Source organism: Corallococcus sp. AB018 (assembly GCF_003986945.1).
Classification (GTDB): domain Bacteria; phylum Myxococcota; class Myxococcia; order Myxococcales; family Myxococcaceae; genus Corallococcus; species Corallococcus exiguus.
The window spans coordinates 24,020-45,094 of record NZ_RAWR01000060.1 but is presented as its reverse complement, the minus strand read 5'-3'; the positions used below and the strand labels follow the sequence as shown (position 1 = coordinate 45,094).

The 21,075-nt window shown below is 69.8% G+C and carries 21 protein-coding genes; 14 read left to right on the top strand and 7 right to left on the bottom strand.

The features are described from left to right. From nhaA to D7Y11_RS14980, 10 genes are all read left to right on the top strand, one after another. Positions 1-1,321, top strand: a 1,321-nt coding sequence (nhaA, locus tag D7Y11_RS15025) for a Na+/H+ antiporter NhaA (RefSeq protein ID WP_126934048.1), incomplete at its 5' end; no start/stop codon positions are given. Next, the gene (locus tag D7Y11_RS15020) at positions 1,318-3,003 is read left to right on the top strand and encodes an AarF/ABC1/UbiB kinase family protein (RefSeq protein ID WP_121762152.1); all 1,686 of its coding nucleotides are present in this window, start codon (positions 1,318-1,320) and stop codon (positions 3,001-3,003) included. The genes nhaA and D7Y11_RS15020, both read left to right, overlap by 4 nt. A 185-nt stretch (positions 3,004-3,188) precedes the next feature. Then, complete coding sequence (locus D7Y11_RS15015; RefSeq protein ID WP_147477262.1) at positions 3,189-3,647, top strand: cytochrome c; 459 nt, start codon at positions 3,189-3,191, stop codon at positions 3,645-3,647. Next, on the top strand, positions 3,647-5,137 hold the full coding sequence (locus D7Y11_RS43295; RefSeq protein ID WP_158641947.1) for a hypothetical protein: 1,491 nt from the start codon (positions 3,647-3,649) through the stop codon (positions 5,135-5,137). The genes D7Y11_RS15015 and D7Y11_RS43295 overlap by 1 nt, the downstream gene beginning before the upstream one ends. A 189-nt stretch (positions 5,138-5,326) precedes the next feature. Continuing rightward, positions 5,327-5,581, top strand: coding sequence for a hypothetical protein (locus D7Y11_RS15005; RefSeq protein WP_120579993.1), 255 nt, complete (start codon positions 5,327-5,329; stop codon positions 5,579-5,581). Further along, positions 5,578-5,859: a hypothetical protein gene (locus D7Y11_RS15000; RefSeq protein WP_120579994.1), complete on the top strand. Its 282-nt coding sequence runs from the start codon at positions 5,578-5,580 to the stop codon at positions 5,857-5,859. Before D7Y11_RS15005 ends, D7Y11_RS15000 begins: the two co-directional genes overlap by 4 nt. Next, a complete protein-coding gene (locus D7Y11_RS14995) occupies positions 5,856-7,808 on the top strand; it encodes a hypothetical protein (RefSeq protein ID WP_126934046.1) in 1,953 nt (650 codons plus the stop codon). Before D7Y11_RS15000 ends, D7Y11_RS14995 begins: the two co-directional genes overlap by 4 nt. Further along, positions 7,805-8,734, top strand: coding sequence for a hypothetical protein (locus tag D7Y11_RS14990; RefSeq protein ID WP_126934045.1), 930 nt, complete (start codon positions 7,805-7,807; stop codon positions 8,732-8,734). Before D7Y11_RS14995 ends, D7Y11_RS14990 begins: the two co-directional genes overlap by 4 nt. Continuing rightward, a complete protein-coding gene (locus D7Y11_RS14985; RefSeq protein ID WP_120579997.1) occupies positions 8,731-9,543 on the top strand; it encodes an endonuclease/exonuclease/phosphatase family protein in 813 nt (270 codons plus the stop codon). Before D7Y11_RS14990 ends, D7Y11_RS14985 begins: the two co-directional genes overlap by 4 nt. A 27-nt stretch (positions 9,544-9,570) precedes the next feature. Continuing rightward, positions 9,571-10,083, top strand: a complete 513-nt coding sequence (locus tag D7Y11_RS14980; protein WP_126934044.1) for a hypothetical protein — start codon at positions 9,571-9,573, stop codon at positions 10,081-10,083. Positions 10,084-10,089: 6 nt separating this feature from the next. On the opposite strand, the gene D7Y11_RS14975 is transcribed toward D7Y11_RS14980, so the two are convergent. Next, positions 10,090-10,959 carry an alpha/beta fold hydrolase gene (locus tag D7Y11_RS14975; protein ID WP_120579999.1) on the bottom strand — a complete coding sequence of 290 codons (870 nt, stop codon included), beginning with the start codon at positions 10,957-10,959 and terminating at the stop codon, positions 10,090-10,092. 287 nt (positions 10,960-11,246) lie between these two features. Here D7Y11_RS14975 and D7Y11_RS14970 point away from each other — a divergent pair, with 287 nt between their 5' ends. Both D7Y11_RS14970 and D7Y11_RS14965 read left to right on the top strand, forming a co-directional pair. Further along, positions 11,247-11,432: a hypothetical protein gene (locus tag D7Y11_RS14970; RefSeq protein ID WP_121753243.1), complete on the top strand. Its 186-nt coding sequence runs from the start codon at positions 11,247-11,249 to the stop codon at positions 11,430-11,432. A 32-nt stretch (positions 11,433-11,464) separates the two neighbouring features. Continuing rightward, positions 11,465-11,869, top strand: coding sequence for a GFA family protein (locus D7Y11_RS14965; protein ID WP_121753242.1), 405 nt, complete (start codon positions 11,465-11,467; stop codon positions 11,867-11,869). Positions 11,870-11,876: 7 nt separating this feature from the next. On the opposite strand, the gene D7Y11_RS14960 is transcribed toward D7Y11_RS14965, so the two are convergent. Then, positions 11,877-12,473 (bottom strand): TetR/AcrR family transcriptional regulator, encoded by a 597-nt coding sequence (locus tag D7Y11_RS14960; protein ID WP_121753241.1) that lies wholly within the window; start codon positions 12,471-12,473, stop codon positions 11,877-11,879. 102 nt (positions 12,474-12,575) lie between these two features. On the opposite strand from D7Y11_RS14960, the gene D7Y11_RS14955 reads away from it, so the two are divergent. Then, a complete protein-coding gene (locus tag D7Y11_RS14955) occupies positions 12,576-14,123 on the top strand; it encodes an NAD(P)/FAD-dependent oxidoreductase (protein ID WP_121753240.1) in 1,548 nt (515 codons plus the stop codon). Further along, the gene (locus tag D7Y11_RS14950) at positions 14,116-14,937 is read left to right on the top strand and encodes an SDR family oxidoreductase (protein ID WP_199753736.1); all 822 of its coding nucleotides are present in this window, start codon (positions 14,116-14,118) and stop codon (positions 14,935-14,937) included. Before D7Y11_RS14955 ends, D7Y11_RS14950 begins: the two co-directional genes overlap by 8 nt. Before the next feature lie 21 nt (positions 14,938-14,958). Here the strand turns inward: D7Y11_RS14950 and D7Y11_RS14945 are convergent, their stop codons facing one another. The 5 genes from D7Y11_RS14945 to D7Y11_RS14925 form a co-directional block, all read right to left on the bottom strand. Then, a complete protein-coding gene (locus D7Y11_RS14945; protein ID WP_169819852.1) occupies positions 14,959-15,438 on the bottom strand; it encodes an SMI1/KNR4 family protein in 480 nt (159 codons plus the stop codon). Between the two features lie 10 nt (positions 15,439-15,448). Next, positions 15,449-16,087, bottom strand: a complete 639-nt coding sequence (locus D7Y11_RS14940; protein WP_120580004.1) for a hypothetical protein — start codon at positions 16,085-16,087, stop codon at positions 15,449-15,451. An 88-nt stretch (positions 16,088-16,175) separates the two neighbouring features. Beyond that, positions 16,176-16,634 carry a DUF2267 domain-containing protein gene (locus tag D7Y11_RS14935; RefSeq protein WP_120580304.1) on the bottom strand — a complete coding sequence of 153 codons (459 nt, stop codon included), beginning with the start codon at positions 16,632-16,634 and terminating at the stop codon, positions 16,176-16,178. 139 nt (positions 16,635-16,773) lie between these two features. Beyond that, on the bottom strand, positions 16,774-19,890 hold the full coding sequence (locus D7Y11_RS14930) for an efflux RND transporter permease subunit (protein WP_126934043.1): 3,117 nt from the start codon (positions 19,888-19,890) through the stop codon (positions 16,774-16,776). After that, positions 19,887-21,074: an efflux RND transporter periplasmic adaptor subunit gene (locus tag D7Y11_RS14925; RefSeq protein ID WP_120580302.1), complete on the bottom strand. Its 1,188-nt coding sequence runs from the start codon at positions 21,072-21,074 to the stop codon at positions 19,887-19,889. Before D7Y11_RS14925 ends, D7Y11_RS14930 begins: the two co-directional genes overlap by 4 nt. Position 21,075 lies beyond the last annotated feature (1 nt).

Here is a 21,075-nt window from a genome sequence, read left to right as displayed (position 1 = left end):
CGTTCCCGCCCTGTTCAAGGTGGCCCTGGCCCCCGTACAGGCGTTCTTCCGGCTGGAGGCCAGCAGTGGAATCCTCCTGGCGCTCTGCGCGGTGGCCGCGCTCGCGTGGGCCAACTCACCCTGGGGCTCCACCTACGCCGCCGTCTTCGACGCCCCCCTGCACCTGGAGATCGTGGGCCACGGCGGCCACTTCACCTTCCGCGAGCTCATCAACGACGGGCTGATGACGCTCTTCTTCTTCCTCGTGGGGATGGAGATCAAGCGCGAGCTGTCCGCGGGCGAGCTGCGCACCTTCTCCCGCGCGCTGCTGCCGCTCATCGCCGCGCTGGGCGGCATGGTGGTGCCCGCCGGGCTCTACCTCGCCTTCACCCACGGCACGCCCGCGCAAGTCGGCTGGGCCATCCCCATGGCCACGGACATCGCGTTCGCCATCGGCTGCCTCACGCTGGTGAAGGCGCGCGTGGGCCACGGGCTGGTGGTGTTCCTCACCGCGCTCGCCATCTTCGACGACATCGGCGGCATCCTCGTCATCGCGCTCTTCTACGGCACGGGCCTTCACGTGGAGTGGCTCGCGGTGGCCGCGGGCCTGGTCGCGGTGCTCTGGGGGCTCAACCGCTTCTACGTGCGCAACGGCCTGGCCTACGCCGCCGTGGGCCTGGCGCTCTGGTACGCCATGCACCACGGCGGCATCCACGCCACGCTGTCCGGCGTGGTGCTGGGCCTCTGCATCCCCGCGCTGCCCACCCGCCCGGGGCGCGAGGTGCTGGAGGAGCTGGCGGAGTACATCAAGGGGCTCGTGTCCCAGCCGGACGACGAGGCCGCCCGGGGCGCGCAACTGCTCCACATCGAGGAGGCGCTGGAGGACATCGAGCCGCCGCTCAACCGCTTCGTGCACCTGTGGCACGGGTACGTGGCGTACGGCATCGTGCCCTTGTTCGCGCTGGCCAACTCCGGCGTGGACGTGTCCGGCATGTCGCTTTCGGACCTGCTCAAGCCCCTGCCGCTGGGCATCATCGTGGGCCTCTTCGTGGGCAAGCAGGTGGGCATCTTCCTGTTCACCTGGGCGGCGGTGAAGGCGGGCGTATCCCCCCTGCCCGCGGGCGGCAGCCTCGCCCAATTGCACGGGGTGTCGGTGGTGGCCGGCATCGGCTTCACGGTGGCCCTCTTCGTGGGCGGCCTGGCCTTCGCCAACCAGCCGGCCCTGCTGGCCGAGGCCAAGCTGGGCATCCTGACGGGCTCGCTGCTCTCCGCCGTCGTGGGCTACGTCCTCTTGCGCTACGTGGCCCGTCCAGCCCAGGCTCCCGCGCAGCCCTCGCCATGAACCTCCAGGACCTCAACCGCATCCGGCAGATCGCCCTCATCGCCGCCCGCCACGGCTTCGGCGAGGTGACCGAGCGCGCGGGCGTCTGGCGCATGCTCGGCGGCCGCAAGGAGAAGGTGGAGGTCTCCGAGGAGGCCCGCCGCGAGTCCACCGCGCGCCGCTTCCGCCTCTTCCTGTCGGAGCTGGGCCCCACGTTCATCAAGCTGGGCCAGGTGCTCTCCACCCGCGCGGACCTGCTGCCCGCGGAGTTCGTGGAGGAGCTGGCCACGCTCCAGGACAACGTGGAGGCCATCCCGCTGGAGCAGGTCCACGCGCAGATCCGCGACGCCCTGGGCAAGGACGTGCAGGAGCTGTTCGCCCAGGTGGATCCGGAGCCGCTCGCCGCCGCGTCCATCGCACAGGTGCACCGCGCGGTGACGCTGGAGGGCGAGGAGGTCGTCATCAAGGTGCAGCGCCCCGGCATCGCCCAGCGCATCGACGCGGACCTGGGCGTGCTGCGCTCGCTGGCGCGCCTGTTGGAAGCCGTGGTGGAGGAGACGGGCATCTACTCGCCCTCCGGCATCGTGGACGAGTTCGACCGGGCCATCCACGAGGAGCTGGACTTCATCAACGAGGCCACCAACATCCGCGCGTTCCTGGAGAACCACAAGGACCGCCCGTACCTCAAGATTCCGCGCGTGCACGCGGCGCTCTCCAGTCGCACCGTGCTCACCATGGAGTTCATCCGCGGGGAGAAGATCAACCCCGCGGCCCTGCCGGAGGCGGACCGCAAGCAGATTGCCCAGCACATCCTGGAGGCCAGCTTCCGCCAGCTCTTCGACGACGGCCTGTTCCACGGAGACCCGCACCCCGGCAACGTGCTGCTCATGGAGGGCAACCGGCTGGCGCTCCTGGACTTCGGCGTGGTGGGCCGGCTCACCCGCCCCATGCAGGAGACGCTGGTGATGCTGTGCCTGGCGGTGGCGCTCAAGGACAGCGACTCCGTGGCGCGCATCCTCTACCGCGTGGGCGTGCCGGACGCGCGCGCCAACCTGATGGGCTTCCGCAACGACATCGAGGCCATCCTCGGCCAGCACCTGCCCACCACGCTGGGACAGGTGGACGCGCGCACGCTCCTGCGCGACCTGCTGGACCTGGCCGTGAAGTACCGCATCCGCATCCCCAAGGAGTACGCGCTGCTGTCGCGCGCCTCCATCTCCACCGAAGGCATGCTGCGCGGGCTCTACCCGGAGCTGAACATCATCGAGGTCGCGCTGCCGTACGCGAAGGAGCTGATGGCGGGCCGGTATGATCCCTCGCAGCTCCAGGGCGGCCTGATGCGCACGCTCCTGCGCTTCCAGTCCATGGCGCAGGACCTGCCCACGCAGCTGTCGCAAATCCTGTTGGACCTGGAGACGGGCAAGTTCAGCGTCACGGTGCGCGCGGAGCAGTTCGACAAGCTCAACGAGAACCTGCGCAGCGTGGCCGTCATCGCCTTCCTGGGCCTGTGCGCGTGCGGCTTCATCGTGGGCGCGTTCATCGCCTTCGCGCCCCGGCCGCCCATGTACGGGAACGTGCCGGTGCTGGGCATCGTCGGCATCGCGCTGGCGGCGGCCCTCTTCGGCGCGGTGCTCACCTGGTACCTGTTCGGCGGCCGGTTCGGGAAGGTCAGCGTGACCCGCTTCCTCAAGAAGCGCAGGTAGCCAAAGGCCTTCGCCGGCGCTCGGCACGGTGCGGGTGTGACAACGGCCCACCTGGGGACGGGCAGGCGGGCGCGGGGAGCGCATGTCACGCGAGTGCGAACGGATCCGTTGATGGGTGCACAGTCAGGCTCTGCCCGGGTAATCTGCGGGGCTTGTCGTTCCCCCCTCTTGCCCCCGTGCTCGACTTGTTCGCGAACCCAACCGCCGCCCGTCGTCCGTATCGCGCCCCGCTGGCCACGCTGTTCGCGGCCGCGCTCCTCGCCACCACCGCCGGCTGTGCTGGCGGGCTCGATGACCCCGAGCGCTTCACCGGGGGCTCCAGCTCCTGCGCCGCCGGCACCACCGGCGCGAGCATCATCCAGGCGCAGTGCTTGTCGTGTCACTCCACGGATGCCAACGGTTCGGCGGGTGGGGGCCTGGATCTGCAGGCGTCCGGCCTCCCCGGGCGGCTCTACACCACCAACGCGGCGTGCAATTCCAAGCCGCTGGCGGACAGCGCCAACCCGTCCCAGTCCTTCTTCCTGATGAAGCTCACGGCTTCTCCGGGCTGCGGCGCGCGGATGCCGCTGGGCGCGTCGCTGAACGCCGCGGACACCGCGTGCCTCTCCGAGTGGCTGGTCGCCGGAAAGCCGAGCTCCCCGTGATGACGCGCACCCGATACGCCTCCGCCGCGGCCCTCCTGGGCTCGGCCCTGCTGCTCGCGCCCGCCGCCTACGCCGCGCCGAAGAAGGCGTCCGCGAAGACGGCGCAGTCCGCGAAGAAGAAGGCCCAGGCCGCGGAGGCGCGCCGCGTGGCGGTGCTCGCCTCTGGTCCGCACGCGGACGCCGCGCGCGACGCGCTGGAGGCGGAATTGGCCCGCCGTCCGGCCCGCTACGAAATCGTCCCCGAGTCCGCGGTGCGCGCCGCCGCCTCACGCATGGGCAGGGACCCGACGCAGCCCGCCGGCGCCGCCGCCGTGGCGAGCGAGCTGGGCCTGAGCGCGGTGGTGGTGGCGGACACGTCCACCGTGGGCAAGAAGCCTCAGGTGCGCGTCACCGTGCGCAACGGCAAGGACGGCAAGGCGCTGGCCTCGCCCCCCGCCGCGAAGCCCGCCACGCCGAAGCTGGTGCCCGTGGCGGTGAAGCGTCAGTGGACGGCGCTGGAGCGTGGCCTTCAGAAGTCCAGCGCGCCAGTGGCCGCCCCGGTGGCGCCCCCGCAGCCTCCCACGCCGGTGGAGCCGGAGCCGTCGGTGAAGCCCGCGACGCCCATCGCGGAGACGCCCGCGCCCACGAAGACGCCCGCCGCGGAGCCCAACCGCAAGCCGGTGGCCGCCACTCCCAAGGAGAACAAGGCCCCGGAGAAGCCGGAGGACTCCTCCTCCACGGAGCCAGAGCTGACGGCCTCCGCGCCCATCGTCGAGGGCGCACTGGGCCTGAAGCTCTTCGGCCGGTCGCTGCGCTACAAGGACGACGTGTTCGGCGTGCTGCGCCCGTACACGCTGGGCCCGGACGTGGGCGGCTTCGCGCTGCCGGGAGCGCCCCAGTTGGCGGGTGACGTGACGGTCTATCCGCTCGCGGCCTTCAAGAAGGGAGCGCTGGCGCGGCTGGGCATCACGGGCTCCATTGATCAGTCCTTCGGGCTGAAGTCCACGGGCTCCTCGGGCGAGGTCACCTACCCCACCACGGCGCGCGAGTGGCAGGCGGGCCTGCGCTACGTGATTCCCTTCGGCGCGGCGAAGCAACACGGCTTCGAAGTCACCGGCACGTACGGGATGAACACGTTCCGCATCGACGCGGTGGACGGCGAGCGGCCGTTGGACCTGCCCAACGTGGAGTACAAGACCGCGGGCCTGGGCCTGGGCGTGCGGGCGGCGCTGTCGGAGAAGTTCGACTTCAACTTCCGGCTTGGCTACCAGCACCCGCTGGACTCCGGCGAGCTGTCCTCGGACGCGTGGTTCCCGCGCATGTCCGCGGGCGCCGTCACGGGCAGCGCCACGCTGGCGTACCGGCTCAATCGCATCCTGGACGTGAGGTTGAAGGCGGACCTGCGCCGCTACTTCTTCAAGTTCAACCCGGAGCCGGGCGACCCGTACGTCGCCGGTGGCGCCGTGGATCAGTACCCCGGCCTGTCGCTCCAGGTGGGCTTCCGCTACTAGCTGAAGCGCCCGCCCCCGCTGTGCCTGCGTGTCTGCCCATCCTTGGAATGGGCAGACATGCTACCCGGGAGGCAGGGCAGGTAGTGCCAACCAATCCCTACCCTGTTTCTACATGGGTGCGATTGCAATGCGACGCCGACCGGCGGATTCTGATTCACGCCACGTGAACAGGATTCAACCGGAGACCGGATGTCCGACCCCGTACGCGTCATCTTTCGCAACCAGGCCAACGCGCCTGTCACCGTCATCATCAACGGCTATCAGAACGCCAGCAGCGTCCCGGCCCGTGTCTATTCGGGGCAGGTCACCGGCATGAGCGGCGTCTTCCAGGTGTCTGGCTATGCCAGCTACGCCTGCTCCGCCTATGCAACGACGATGCTCTCCCCGGCGCTCGCACCCCAGACGGACGTGTCCATCGTCTTCACCACGGAGCAGACGCCATGAGCAACATGCGTGTCGTTTTCACGCCCTGCCCGGGGCAGGGCTATCAGGCGGATATCAAGAAGGTCTCCCAGGGGCACGTCAGCGAAGTGCAGAACGTGTCGGTCTGGAAGAGCTTGACCACCGACGCCACCGCGACGTTCACCGGCGGACCGGGTGACAGCTTCTTCATGCAGCTCTCTTCCTCGGGAGGACCGCGGGCCCTCTCGGGGACGGCGACCTTCTCGTCGGACGTCACCATCACCTTCGGGATGCTTTACACGGTCTTCGAGGAAGGATGAGCGCCCCGCCGACCCAAGAGACGCCGTCGCTCTTCCTGGTGTCGCTGCCCCGCTCCCTGTCGTCGACCACGTGGCAGTGGGCGCGCGAGCTGTTGGGACTCTCGGCCCCCGGCTGGGTGACGGACGGTGAAGTGCTCAACCTGGAGCGCTTCGGCTTCGCGCCCCATCCCGCGGCGGTGCACTTCCTGCGCCCGTCGGATGGCCCCGCCTTCGAGGCCGCGCGCGAGCACCTGGTGCACGTGGTGCGCCCCACGGGCTGGGCCTACAAGGACGTCACCCAACCCTTCGTCGTCTCCGCCGCGCTCTCCCAACCCGGCGCCCTCCGGGTGATGAAGATCCACCGCTCCGTCGCCGACGTCGCGCTCTCCATGGGGGACCGGGGCTGGACCTATCCAGCGCGAGGCGTGCGCCGCAACGACCCGGATGAGGCCCTCATCGAAGGCCTGCTCGACGCCCAGGAGGCGCTGGATGCCATTCCCGGCCTGGTCGTGGACTTCGACGACCTGGTGATGGACGAGCTCGCGCTGCCCGCCTCGCTCCGGAGCCTCTATCCCGGGCTCGCGATGCCCGACACCGTCTCCTTCGACGATGCGTTCCTCCGGGCGCGGGACGAGGTCCTCACGCGACGCCGGAGCGAGCGCCACCGCGTCCTGGGAGATCGCGTGCTGGAGGCTGTGCGACGGCGCACGGAGGAGCGCCGGGCCACCTCCGCGGACGCGCCCCGGCCGGGCTCCGCGCGCCGGAGCCGCCCGCGCATCCTCGTGGTGGGAGATGCCGTGGCCCCCACCGGCTTCAGCCGGGTCACCGAGAGCATCTTCCGCCGCGCCTCACGCGACTACGACGTCCACCAGCTCGGCATCAAATACGCGGGCGGCGCCCACGATCTGCCCTGGACGCTCCACCCCGCCATCGACGCCCGCGGCGTCAGCAAGCTGCCGGAGCTGTGCGCCAGCCTGGAGCCGGATCTCGTCTTCCTCGTCAATGACATCTGGGTGCTCGGGGACCATGTCCGGGCGCTCGGCCGCGTGCCCGGACGCCACCGGATGGTGGCCTACTGCCCCGTGGACTCCGGCCCGCTGAGCCCGAGCTTCCTCGCGGGGCTCCAGGGCGTCCACCGCCTGGTCGCGTACACCGACTTCGGTCAGGGCGAGCTGAGCGCCGCCGCCGCCCGGCTCACCACCGCGCCCACCTGGCCCCGGGTGGACGTCATCCCCCACGGCGTCGACACCGACGTCTTCCGCCCCCTGTCGCCCCCGAGCGAGTCGCTCGTCGCGTCCCGCCGCGCCAGCCGTGCCGCGCTGTTCGGGACGAACGAGCTGGACGACGCCTTCATCGTCCTGAACGCCAACCGCAACCAGCCGCGCAAGCTCATCGACCTCACGGTGAGGGGCTTCGCCGCCTTCGCGCAGGGCCGTCCCGACGCCCGGCTCTACCTGCACATGGGCACCGAGGACGTGGGCTGGGACGTGCGTGGGCTGGGAGCGCGCTTCGGCATCACCGACCGCCTCATCATCAGCTCGGACCAACGCTTCGCGCCCCGGCTGTCGCTCGCCCAGCTCAACCACGTCTACAACGCGTGCGACGTGGGCGTGAACACGTCCAGCAGCGAGGGCTGGGGGCTCGTCGCCTTCGAGCACGCCGCCACGGGCGCCGCGCAGGTGGTCCCCGGCCATACCGCGCCGGGGGAACTCTGGGCGGGCAGCGCCGAGCTGCTCGACGTCGCGTTGACCTTGTGCCAGCCCCGCATCCTCACCGACGCCCACGTGCCGTCCGTGGACTCGCTGACGGCGGCGCTGACCCGGCTGTACGAAGATCGAGCACACCTGGAGGCCCGCTCCCGGGCCGCCCACGCGCTCGCCACCCGTCCCACGCTCCAGTGGGACACCATTGCCCTGGAGTGGGCCCGTCTCTTCGCGGACGAGCTCTCCCTGGGTGGAGGCCGTTCATGAATACCCAATATCAGCAGGCCCTCGCGGGAACCCTGGCTTCGGCCCCCACCGGAGGCATGCGCTCCCTTCGCTTCTGGAACAACCTGCCCGTGGACGCGCAGCTCTTCTACCTCGCCGAGGACGCCTCCCGGTGCGCCATGGGCGTCGTCCCCGCGGGCTACGCGATCAACTTCTGGGTGGCCAACGGGGACTCCATCAGCTGGTCCTGCCGACACACGGGCTCGTTCATCGGCGTGTGCTCCATCACCTCCAGCACCCCCAGCGTCTTCTTTGGCCCCCACTCCATGGTGGCCCCCAATGACATCGGACTGCCCCCGCAGCCCACCGCCGAGGTCGTCATCCCTCCGGACTCCCCGCGCGTCCTCGTGGCGGCGGGCCTGCTGGAGAACCGCAACCGTACGCTTCGTGAGCAGTACTGGCGGCGGCTGCCCGAGTCCTACACCATCGCCCCGGGCGAGACGCAGACGGTCAGCACCACGTCCACCTCGAACATGCAGCAGACGTCGTCGAGCACCGACACCGTCTCCGCCTCGCTCGGCACCAGCGCGAGCGCGGGCTGGGGGCCCATGTCCGTGGGCATCTCCGCCAGCCTGAGCGCCAGCTCCACCAGCTCCCAGGAGGTGTCGCTCAGCACCGAGTACACCGCCTACGTCTCCGACACCCTCACCGCCACCCAGACCTATACGCAGATGTTCCTCAAGTGGCAGCTGATGGACATCGTCAGCGTGCTCTCGCCGAACGGCCAGGTGCTCTCGAGCATCGTCAACGGGCTGTCGCCGACGCTGTTGCAGGGGCCCTACAACGTGTCGGACCTCTCGACGCTGAGCGCCGCGAAGAAGGCCCTGAACCCCGCGAGCCCGGGCTTCCCTCGCACGCGCGTCGCCGCCCGTCCGTTCCAGCCCCGGGCCCTGGCGGAGCGCAGGTGATCATCGCGTACTGGAACACCCAGCGGGCCAGCGGGCTGAACTCCCGCAACCTGGAGCCCCAGGCCCGCTGCCTCTGGTGTTGCCAGCAGATCATCCAGTGGGTCCTCTCGATCATCGACACCCACCAGGCCCTGCCCTCACTCATCTTCCTGTCCGAGGTGTCTCAGGGCGGGGGGGCGCTGGCCAGGTACCTCGAAATCGGCGGCTATCGGGCGCGGTACATCGCCGCAGGCGACAGGAACAACAATGCCAGCCCGTGCTCCTTCATCGTCATGTGGCAGGAGGAGCTGAATCCAGACATCCGGATCATTGGCGTCAGCCAGAGGCGGCCCCTGGTGCGGGTGCGGCTGAGAGACATCACCGTGGGGGGCGTCCACATCATCGCCAATCCCGACAAGGCTCCGGATGAAATCCTGGATGACATCAACGAGCTCGACACGGAGCCGCAGCCCGCGGTGCTCATCGGCGACATGAATTACGCCTGGAGCAGCCTCGACAAGGGGCGACCTGGAAACCCCGAGAGCCTGGAGGACGAGGTCGATTACCTCTACGACTGGGAGCCGGTCCACCCCCGGCTCGACGCCACCTTCGGCAAGGTCTCGGAGACGGGTGGGCTCAGGACCCAGATTCTCGACTACCTGTGGAAGTCCGAGGACATCAGCCGCATCGAGGCCATGCCCCCATTTCCTGGCTACAACCAGTGGACGATGATCGACCACGCGCCCATCGCATACCGCATCCACCTCAATGACGAGGACGAGCTGATGACCGATGAGGAGGACGGGATGGGCGACGACGCGAAAGGGTGAAGCAGCGGGTGCGCTACGCTGCCGCGAATGCTCACCGCCCTCGTCCTTCCCGCGCTGTTCCTGCTGCACACCGCTCCAGCGGAGCTGTCCTCCGAATACACCGACGTGGAGAAGTGCCCGCGTCAGGCCGAGGCGGATGACTCCGAGGGCGGCGACATCCCCCTCCAATGTGACGGCCCTGGTGGCGACTACGTGCTGACGGAGTTCTACAGCGCCTACGACATCCAGCGGCAAATCACCTCCAAGAGCGACTCCCGCTTCACCCTCGAGCTGAGGCCGAAGGCGCAGTGCCCGGTGTCCCGCTTCGGTCCCAAGCTGGAATGGCGCATGAAGGACGGAAAGCCCTTCGCCGTCATCCAGCGCGTGACGTGCTTCGCCCTGAACAAGGAAGAGTCCGGCCCGGGCAAGAAGCTGGGGGAGTACCTGGTCGTGAGGGGACTCAAGGGCTTCGAGTCCATCAGCGGCGAGGTGTCCACGAAGACGAAGGACGCGAACACGAAGGCCCGCGCCATCGCGGACGCGGCGCCCTCCAAGCGCTGAAGGCCTTCAGCCGCGCTCCGGGGCGTGGCGGCGCAGCCACTCCCTCACCGTGGGCCAGAGCGTGGCGGCGTGGTGCTCGCGGAAGAAGCCCAGGTGGCAGATGCCCTGGCCCAGGCTGTCCGCTGGGGAGAACTGCCGGCGCTCCACGGTGCAGCCGGTGAGGTGCTCACAGACCAGGTCGATGGCTTCGGGTGGCCCCCAGGGGTCATCGTCCAGGCCAATGGCCAGCACCGGCATGCGCAGCCGCTTGAGGCGGGCCGCGGCGTCCACGTTCGGGGCGTCGAAGTAGAAGCGAGGCAGCGACGCCCAGCGGCTCCACTCCAGCAACGCCTGGGCGGGGACGTCCTCGCCAAGCCCCAGCCGCGCATAGGGCATGTAGCCCAGGACCCGCGCGCACAGCGGCCCGATGAGTTTGAGGTACATCGCGACCAGCATCCGCTCCCGAATGGAGTGGATGAACCGCAGGCTCCCGGCCTGGGCCGCCACCATCACCGCCGCGGTGAGTTGCTGGCTGCTCGCGCTCAGTCCAATGGCGTGGCCGCCGAAGCTGTGTCCCACGGCCAGCAGCGGCAGCCCCGGGTATTGCTCCGCCGCCCAGCGGGTCACCGCGTCCACGTCCTGGTCGGCCCAGGTGAGGAACCCGGCATGCGTCCGCTTCGCCACGCCTGAAGGGTGCACGCCCCGGTAGTTGTAGGTCACCACCGCGAAGCCGTCGTCCGTCAGCCGCTCGGCGAACGCGAAATACATACTCGCGGGCATGGCGGTCGCGGGATGCACCAGCACCACGCCCCGGATGGGGCCCGCCGGGCTGTGCAGCGTGGACTGCAACTCGAAGCCATCGGCGCAGGTGATTCGATGCGGAGTCGAGAGTGCCATGGCCCCGTGAGCGGCTTCGCAAAAGAACCTATCGGCTAGCATGTGAATCCAGGCAGGGCAAGACCACGGCCCGCGGCGAGCCGGCGGATGCGACACACCGCAATCCTTTCGAACAATCCGGGTTGAACGGGAACGGAGGTGTTCATGAATGCGGTGATCAGGGCAGTCAGCGGTGCGGGGATGTGTTTCCTGTTGTGGGCCTGTGGTGGCGCGGGCGCTCCGGCTCCAGAGCAGGAGGCGGCTCTGGCCGTGACAGCCCAGGAACTGGCGCCGGACGCGGGAGCCGCATGGAACGCGGTGGGCGCGATGGTGGCGGCCCGCGCGTCACGCCGTGGTTGGACCGGGGCGCGAAGTACTACGCCACCCTGGGCATGCAGCTGGCGGGCAGCGACACCACGGGCGGCGTGGTGGCGTTCTCGGTGGACCTGGAGAACGACCTGAAACCGTTGATTGCAACAGCGCTCGGGAACTGAGCCACACTGCCCTCCCTTTCTGGAGGCAGCCCATGTCCCAGCGCCGAGCGTCATGCGTCTGCGGTCAGCTTCGCGTGGAGTGCACGGGAGAGCCCTTCCGGGTCTCCATGTGTCACTGTTTCGCCTGTCAGCAGCGCAGCGGCAGCGTGTACGCCGTGCAGGCCCGCTTCCGGCGTGAAGACATCACCGCCATCGAGGGCCGCTCCCAGACATTCGTCCGCAAGGGCGACGAGAGCGGCATCCCCACCACCTTCCACTTCTGTCCGGAGTGCGGCGCGACGGTCTACTACGTGAGCGCGGGGGCTCCGGACGCCGTGGCCATCGCCGTGGGTGCCTTCACGGATCCGAACTTCCCCGCCCCGGTCTTCTCCGTCTACGAAGAGCGGAGCCACCCCTGGGCCGTGCCCCGGGGCATCCCCATGGAGCACATGGACTGAGCGCCCTTCACTTCGCCGGAGGCCGCGCTTCCAGGAGCCCCCGCACGAACGCCGCGACCGGGCCGGCCAGCTCCGAGAGCCGGTCCACGCGGTCCTCCTCCACGGCCTCCAGGATGAGCTCGTTGATGCCGCCCACGAGCGCCATCGCGATCGCCGGGGACAACGTGGCCCCGGTGCCCGCCGCGTCGAACTCCCTTCGCATCAACTCCGCGAAGCCGCGCATCACCTGGCGGCGCAGCGCCACGCCCTTCGGCCCCACGTGCAGGATCTCCACCAGGAGCGTCCGCACGAGCCCCGGCCGGCTCTGGAGGCTCGCGAGGTACACGGCCGCGCCGATGCTGGCCCGCATCTCCCCCGGAGGCGCGTGCTGGATGGCCGCCTGGATCTCCGCCAGCAGCCGGGCGCTCTGCGCCGCGTAGAGCGCGAGCAGGCATGCGTCCTTGTCCTCGAAGTGCTCGTAGAACGTGCGCTTCGACACGCGCGCGTGCCGCACGATGTCCGCGATGGTCAGCCGGGCGTAGCCCACCTCGATGATGGCCTGCGCCAGGCCCGCGACGAGCCGCTCCCGGGGCGCTTCGCCTGGTGGGTCGGACGGGGTCGTCATGCGGCTCCCGGGGCTGGTACTTGACGGTACCAGATGTCACTGCTACCTCTGTTCAACAGACGCATAGGCTGGGTACCTTCCTGTACCACGAGGAGTCCCGTGATGCCGCTGTCCTCCGCCGAGCCGCTCTCGCACGTCGATGTGTTGATCATCGGCGCGGGCCTGTCGGGCATCGGCGCCGCGTACCACCTGCAGACGCGCTGCCCCACCCTGAGCTACGCCATCCTGGAGGGGCGCGGGGCCATGGGCGGCACGTGGGATTTGTTCCGCTACCCGGGCGTCCGCTCGGACTCGGACATGTACACGCTGGGCTACCGGTTCCGGCCGTGGCTGGGGGGCAAGGCCATCGCGGATGGGCCCTCCATCAAGGCGTACATCGAGGAGACCGCGGCGGAGTACGGCATCGACCAGCGGATCCGCTACCACCACCGCGTCACGCGCGCGGAGTGGTCCTCCGAGCACGCGCGCTGGACCGTGGACATGGAGGTGGGCCCTGAGCGCGCGCCCGTCCGCATGACGTGCGGCTTCCTCTACGCCTGCACCGGCTACTACGACTACGCGAGCGGCTACACGCCCACGTGGCCCGGCACGGAGCGCTTCCAGGGCCGCGTCGTGCACCCGCAGCACTGGCCCGAGGACCTGGACTACGGCGGCAAGCGCGTGGTCGTCATCGGCAGTGGCGCGACGGCGGTGACGCTGGTCCCCGCGATGGCCGACCGCGCCGCGCACGTCACGATGTTGCAGCGCTCGCCCACGTACATCGCGGATCAACCGGCCGAGGACGGCGTCGCCCGGGCGTTGAGGTACGTCCTCCCCCGGCGCGCGGCCTACGCGGTCGCGCGCTGGAAGAACGTCCTGCGCGGCATGCTCCTCTATGGCATCGCGCGCAGCCGGCCGGGGCTGTTCAAATGGCTCTTGCGCCTGGGCGTGCGGAAGGCGCTCGGCAAGGCCTACGACGTCGATACGCACTTCGCGCCCCGCTACAATCCCTGGGACGAGCGGCTGTGCGTCGCCCCCGACGGAGACCTCTTCGGCGCCATCCGAGAGGGGCGCGCCTCCATGGTGACGGACCACATCGAGTCCTTCACCGAAAAGGGCCTCCAGCTGCGCTCGGGCGCGCACGTGGACGCGGACATCATCGTCACCGCCACGGGGCTGAACGTGAAGATCCTCAGCGGCCTGGCGCTGTCCGTGGACGGAGAGCCCGTCCAGCTGGCGCGGACGCTCGCGTACAAGGGGATGATGTTCAGCGACGTGCCCAACCTCGTCGCGGCCTTCGGGTACACCAACGCGTCGTGGACCCTGAAGTGCGACCTGGTGGCCGAGTACACCTGCCGCCTGCTCAACCACATGAAGCAGCACGGCTACACGCAATGCGTGCCCCGCCTGACGGGCCCGGCCATGACGCCGGAGCCCGTGCTCGACTTCCGCTCCGGCTACGTGCAGCGCGCGCTGGACTCCCTGCCCCGCCAGGGCACGCGCGCCCCGTGGCGCCTGTACCAGAACTACGTCCGCGACCTGGTGATGATGCGCTACGGGCGCGTGGACGACGAAGCCATGGAGTTCAAGCGGTCCGGGAGCGCGGCCTCGGGACAGGCGCTGCTTCCGGAGGTGAGCACCCGTTCCAACGCGGAGGTGGCCCGTGGCTGAGCGCATGCGGCTTCAAGGCAGGACGGCGGTCGTCACGGGCGCGGCGAGCGGCATCGGCCGCGCCATCGCGGTCTGCCTGGCGCGCAAGGGCTGTCACCTCGCGCTCGCGGACGTGAACGAAGCGGGGCTCGCTGAAACAGCGGACTTGGCGAGTGCGCCGCAGCTGCGCATCAGCCGCCACCGGCTCGACGTGTCCGACAAGGAGGCCGTGGAGGCCTTCCCGGAGAAGGTGACGGCGGAGCATCCCGGGGTCGACCTGCTCTTCAACAACGCGGGCGTCGCGCTTGGAGGCTCCTTCGAACAGGTGAGCAGCGACGACTTCGAGTGGCTGTTCGGCATCAACTTCTGGGGTGTGGTGCGCCTGAGCCGTGCCTTCCTGCCCCTGCTGCGCCAGAGCGACGACGCGCGGCTGGTGAACCTCTCCAGCGTCTTCGGGCTGGTGGCCCCGCCGGGACAGGTGGCCTACGCGGCGAGCAAGTTCGCCGTCCGAGGCTTCTCCGAGGGCCTGCGCCACGAGTTGGAAGGCACCACCGTGGGAGTCACCGTGGTGCACCCGGGCGGCGTCGCGACGTCCATCGCCGCGAGCGCCCGGGTCCCCACCGGCGCGACGGACGAGGAGGTCTCCCGCCGCCGCAAGTCGTTCCAGAAGATGCTGCGGCTCCCGGCGGAGGCCGCGGGCGACATCATCGTGCGAGGGGTCGAAGCGCGCGAGCAGCGCATCCTCGTCGGCAAGGACGCCGTGGCGCTGGCGATGCTCGCCCGCGTCTTCCCCGTGTCGTACTGGAAGCTGCTCGCCCCGCGCCTCCGCGCCTGAATTCGTGCGGCACTGGGGAGCTCAGCCCGCGTTCAACCAGAAGAAGTCATCGCCGCTGGCCAGCGCCCTCTCCAGGAACTCGCTGAACGACGCGGCAATCTGCCGGGTCTCCGCCGGATCCGGGAACGTCTCGTGAAAGGCGTCGAGGAGCGGGTATCCCCCGTCCACCTGCCGCGCGACGTCCGCGAGGATGTAGTCCCCGTCCTGGAGGTAGAGCAGGGTGTACCAGGAGGCGGGACCATAGGTGTCCGTGTCCTCGTGCCTCATCTTGACGCGCGCGCGCTCAATCTCGTCGAGCGGGAGAATGCGGTAGTTGGGCGCCTTCTCTCGTGGAGCAAACAGCGTGGCTCCGTCGCAGTGCAGATAGAAGGCGCGCAGGTCATCGTCCAGTTGCCAGCCTACGCGCGCCTCGAAGGCCTCGACCTGCGCATGGGTGGCCGGAGGGTTGGGGAAGTGGCGAGCGGAGACTTCAGCGAGCAGGCGCCGCATGAGCGTCGTCATGGTGCTGTCCTCAGTCCACGTAGGGCCGCGCGGGGCCGGGGGTGAGCCACTTGCCGCCAGGCGCGTAACAGGCGGGGTACTCCTTGCTGAAAAGGTCGTGCACGTCTGGAGGCGTGGGGAGGATGTTGCCGGGTGCGGTGGCAGGGCCTCCGTGCGCGAGGTCGAAGATGTGGTGGCCTGGCCAGGGGTCCTTGCCTGCCGGCCACGCGCCAAACTCCTGGGCCCAGTCCTCGCGGAAGCCAGGACGCGCCTTGTTCCACTGCGTGCGCAACTGCTTGAGGTTGGACGCGGCCGGATAGTCACAACAGCAGTGGGTGATGGCGAGGCGGCCACCGACCTCCGCGGGCATGAAGAGGTATCGCCCCTGCCAGTCGCCCTTGATGTCGGCCAGCCACATGCAGCCCATGAGGGCGTGGCCCTGCGCCGCGCACTTCGACTCGCAGCGGGAGAGGAACTCGGCGCTGCACTGCCAGGGCCCATAGTAGATGGTCGTGCGGAGTTGCCCGCCGTCCGGAGTGCTGACGATGGGGCTGACCCATTTCGCCTGTGCCGGGCTGCCACCCCCACCGACGGTGGCAGAGCCGCACCCGACGAGGGCGAGGAGCGCGACTGTGCACGCGGTGCGCGAGAAGGATTGCGAGGCTGGCATCGCGCATCATGTCAGCACGGCGGGCGATGGAAGTTAACCTCTCCCATGAGAGAGATCCTTCGTTCCGCTCCTGAAACCGGTCCGACGGTCAGACAGGTCTGCGGAACAGGTCGCCCAGGTCGGCGGGCAGCTGCGACGCCACGGCGGCGATCTCGTCCTCGGGGATGCGGTCGCGCACGGCGGTGAACACCGCGGTGACGACGCGGAAGGCCTGGTCGGGCTTGATGTTCAGGTGGTCCGCCACGTCGGTGATGAACTCATCGCGGCCAATGCGCTTGGCGCGTGAAGGTCCCCGGTGCACCGAGCAGGCCCCCAGGATGGCGCCGATGCCGCCGGGCAGCGCGCGGTAGAGCTTCACGTCCTCGCCATCCGACAGCCTCCGGGCGAGCGAGCAGAACACCGCGCTCGCCGCCTCCCGGGCTTCCAGGCCCTGGCTGTGCATGACGGCGTCCCCCTGGATTTCGTCCAGGAACGGCTGGAGCTCGAGCGACTCGTCGCGCTCCTTGACGGGCACGGCGTGGGTGTCGGGAGGAACAGGCGTGGCCATGGCAGCGTCTCCGAAGGTTCAGGGCCCCAAGGCGGGGCCGTGTTCCGAAGACGCTGCGCATGTGCCAGGGCGCCTGCATCGTCCACCGGCGCCGGGGGCGCGCGGGCGGTCAGGCCGCCGCTGAGACTTGTCCAGCCCGCTACCCGTGCGGCACCGGCCGGGGCTCCTCGTGGGCGGAGTGCGAGTCGTCATCGCCCTTCCCCTTGCTGAACCGGTTGCCCAGGCGCGTCTTGAGGCGGTCCGCGACAACGTAGAACGCGGGCACCACGAGCAGGCTCAAGACCGTGGACACGGACAGGCCGCCCAGCACCGCGATGGACATGGGGGCGCGCGTCTCGCTGCCCGCGCCCAGCGCCAGCGCCGCCGGCACCGCGGACATCATCGTCGCGGTGGACGTCATCAGGATGGGACGCAGGCGCACCGGGCCCGCGCGCAGCATGGCCTGCATCGCGTCCGCGCCCTGCTCGCGCTGCTGGAGCGCGTAGTCCACCAGGATGATGGAGTTCTTCTTCACGATGCCCATGAGCAGCAGCAAGCCGATCATGCTGAAGATGTTCAGCGTGTTGCCCGTGATGAGCAGCGCGAACGACGCGCCCGCCACCGACAGGGGCAGGATCGTGAGCACCGTCACCGGGTGCAGGAACGAATTGAACTGCGCGCCCAGCACCATGTACGCGACGGCGATGCCCATGAAGAGCGCGAAGATGAGGCTGCTCATCGAGTCGCGGAACGCCACGCTCGCGCCGCCCGCCACCACGCGGATGCCGCCGGGCAGGTCCTTGCCCAGGGACTCCACCGTGGCCAGCGCCTCCTCCTGATTCGACCCCGGCGCCACGTTGGCGAAGATGCTGATGGCGCGCTCACGGTCTCGCCGGGTGATGGCCTGCAGCGCGGGCAGCTCCTCCTGCGTCACCAGCGACGACAGCGGCACCAGCGAATTGTTCGCCGTCCGGACCTTGAGCAGCGACAGGTCCTCCGGCCGCGAGCGCTGGCTCGCGAGCAGCCGCATGCGCACGTCGATGCGCCGCCCGCCGCTGCTGTACTTGCCCACGCGCACGCCGCCCACCAGCGCGTTCACCGTGGACGCCACCGCCTGGATGGGCACGCCCACGTCCGCCGCGCGAGCGCGGTCAGGGGTGATGCGCAGCTCCGGCTGGCCCAGCTGGTAGTCCGTGTCCAGGTCCACCACCTTGCCGGACGCCTGGAGTTGATCGCGCAGGGACTGGCTCGCCTCCACCAGCTTGTCCCAGTCCGACCCGCGCACGCTGAACTCCACCGGGAAGCCGCGCTGCGCGGTGAAGCCCGCCTGGGACAGGTCCTGCACCACCGCGCGCAGGCCCGGGTAGCTGTTCAGCTCCTTGCGCAGCACCTGCGCGAAGTCCGCCTGCGACATGCGCTGATCCGTCGGCACCAGCGTCAGGTTCATGTTGCCGGAGTTCACGGCGGACCCGCTGCCGCCGCCACCCACCACCACGAACACGCGCGTCACCTCCGGACGGCTGGCGACGAACTCCTCCGCGCGTTTGAAGAGGCGGTTGGTCTCCTGCAGGCTGCTGCCCACCGCCGTCTGCAGGCGCACGGACATGCGGCCCTGGTCCTGCGACGGCACGAACTCGCCCGGCAGCGCCTTGAACGCGAACGCGCTCAGGAACAGCATGGCCACCGCCACCAGCAGCACGCGCCAGGGCCGCACCAGCCCCCAGCCCAGCGCCCGCGCGTACAGCGCCTCCAGCTTGGAGAAGGCCTTGTCCACCACCACGCCAATGCGGCTGCGGTGCTCGCGGGACGTCTTGAGCAGCTGCGCGCAGCGCGCGGGCGCCAGGGTGATGGCCTCCACGTAGGACAGGAGCACCGCCACGCACAGCGTGACGCCGAACTGGAGGAAGAACCGGCCGATGATGCCCTTCATGAAGACGACGGGCAGGAAGATGGCCACCACCGCCAGCGTCGCCGCCAGGGCCGCGAAGGTGATTTCGGCCGTGCCTTCACGCGCGGCGCTCACCCGGTCCTTCCCCTCCTCCGCGTGCCGGAAGATGTTCTCCAGCACCATGATGGCGTCGTCCACCACGATGCCCACGGCCAACGCCAATCCCAGCAGGGTGAACGTGTTGAGCGTGAAGCCCAGGAAGTAGATGACCGCCACCGTCCCCAACAGCGACATGGGAATGGCGAGCACGACGTTGAGCGTGCTGGAGAGTGACCCCAGGAACACCCAGCACACGAACGCGGTGAGGATGCACGCGAGCAACAGCTCGAACTCAATCTCATGCACGCTCTCCTCGATGAACTGCGTCGAGTCGAAGTTGATGCTCGCGCTCATGCCCTCCGGCAGCTCCTTCTGGAGCTGCGCCAGCTGCTCACGCACCGCCTGGGCCACGGCCACCGCGTTCGCGCCGCGCTGCTTCTTGATGCCCATGGCCTGGGCGGGCTCGCCGTTCACGCGAGCCAGGCGGCGCTCGTCCTCGAAGCCGTCCTCCACGATGGCCACGTCGTGCAGGTACACCGGGCGGCCGCCCTCCTCGCGCACCACGACGTTCTGAAGCGTCTCCAGGTCCAGCGCCTCGCCCATGAAGCGCACGTTGACCTCGCGGCCCTGCGTCTCGATGCGGCCCGCGGGCAGCTCCACGTGCTCGCGCTGGAGCGCGGCGGTGATGTCCGTGACGGTGAGCCCGTGCGCGTCCAGCTTCTGCGCGTCCACCCAGATGCGCACGTTGCGCTCCAGGAGGCCGCCCAGGATGACCTCGCCCACGCCGGGCACCGTCTGCAGGCGCTCCTTCACGCGGTAGCGGGCGAAGTCGCTCACCACCTGCTGGGAGAACGGTCCGGCCACGCCCAGCCACATGATGGGCTGGTCCTCCGGGTTGGACTTGGAGACGACGGGCGGATCGATGTCCAGCGGCAGCCGGCGCTGGGCCTGGCTCACCTTGGTCTGCACGTCCTGCAGCGCCAGGTCCACGTTGCGCGACAGATCCAGCTCCACCGTGATGTTGGCGCTGCCCTGGCGCGCGGAGGACGTGATGCTCTTGACGCCCTCCACCTGCGTCACGGCCTCTTCGATGAACTCGACGACGTCCGACTCCACCGCCTCCGGGTTGGCGCCCTCCCACGACACGGAGATGTTGATGGTGGGGAAGTCGACGTCCGGGAACTGGCTGATGCCGATGCGCTGGGCCGCCACCAGTCCGAAGATGATGGTCGCCGCCATGATCATCCAGGCGAACACCGGCTTCTTGATGCAGACGTCGGTGATGCTCATGGCCGGCCCTCGGCACCCGCGTTCGGGTTCGTGTCGCCGCGGGCCTCGGCCGGGGGCTGCTCGCCTCCCACCTTCGGCTTCGGGCGCTCCTGCTCCACGCGCACGGCCACGCCGTCGCGCAGGGCCTCCGCGCCGCGCACCACCAGCGTCTCACCGGGCTTGAGGCCTTCCTTCACCTCCACCCGTCCGTCCGGCGTGCGCAGGCCCAGCTCCAGGATGCGCTCGCGCGCCTTGTTGTCCGTCACCACGAACGCCAGGAAGCCGCGCTCGCTGGGGCGGATGGCCGTCTGCGGAATCACCGGGCTGCCCCCGCGCGACTCCACCGGCACGCTCACCGTGGCGAAGGCGCCCGGGCGCAGCTTCTGCGCGGCCTCGCCCGTCACCTCCGCGGTCACCGCCACCATGCGGCTCTGCGTGTCCGCGCTCGCGGACACGTAGGTGATCTTCGCCTCGTACGCCCCGCCGTCCGAGCGCACCGTGAAGCGCGCGGGCATCCCCGGGGTGATCCGCGTCACGTCCGCCGCGGGCACGTTGAAGCGCAGGAGCAGCGGTTCGCGGCGCAGGAGCGTGGCCAGCACCACGCCCGGCTGCACGTACTGGCCCGTCTGCACGGTGCGCGTCTGGAGGACGCCGTCCATGGGGGCGCGCACGTACGCGTCGCGCTGGTTGAGCTGGGCTTGATCCAACGCCGCCTTCGCGGCCGACACGTCCGCCTGGGCGGTGGCGGCGCGGGCCTGGTACGTCTCCAGCTGTTCGGCGGGCAGCAGGCCCGGGCTCTGCGCGTTGACCTCCGCGCGGCGCTGGGCGCCGGCCTTGGCCTCCACCAGCGCGGCCTGGGCCTTCTGCAGCACGGCCTCCGCGGCGCGCACGGCGATGGCGTAGCGCGCGGGTTCGATCTCCGCGAGCGTGTCGCCCTTCTTCACCGTCTGGCCTTCGGTGAAGGACACCCGCTCCAGGGCGCCCGGGACGCGCGCGGTGATCTGCACGCTTTCGAAGGCCTCCACCGCGCCCACGGCGCTGACCGCGTACTCCACGTCGCGCGACTCCACGGGCGCGACCTCCACGGGGAACTGGAGGGGGCCCCGGCCCGCGGCCTTGCCACCTTGCGCGGTCGCTTCCTTCTTGCAGCCAGGGGCCAGGGACAGCACGGCCAGCGACAGGGCCAGCACACCAGTGCGTTGCATT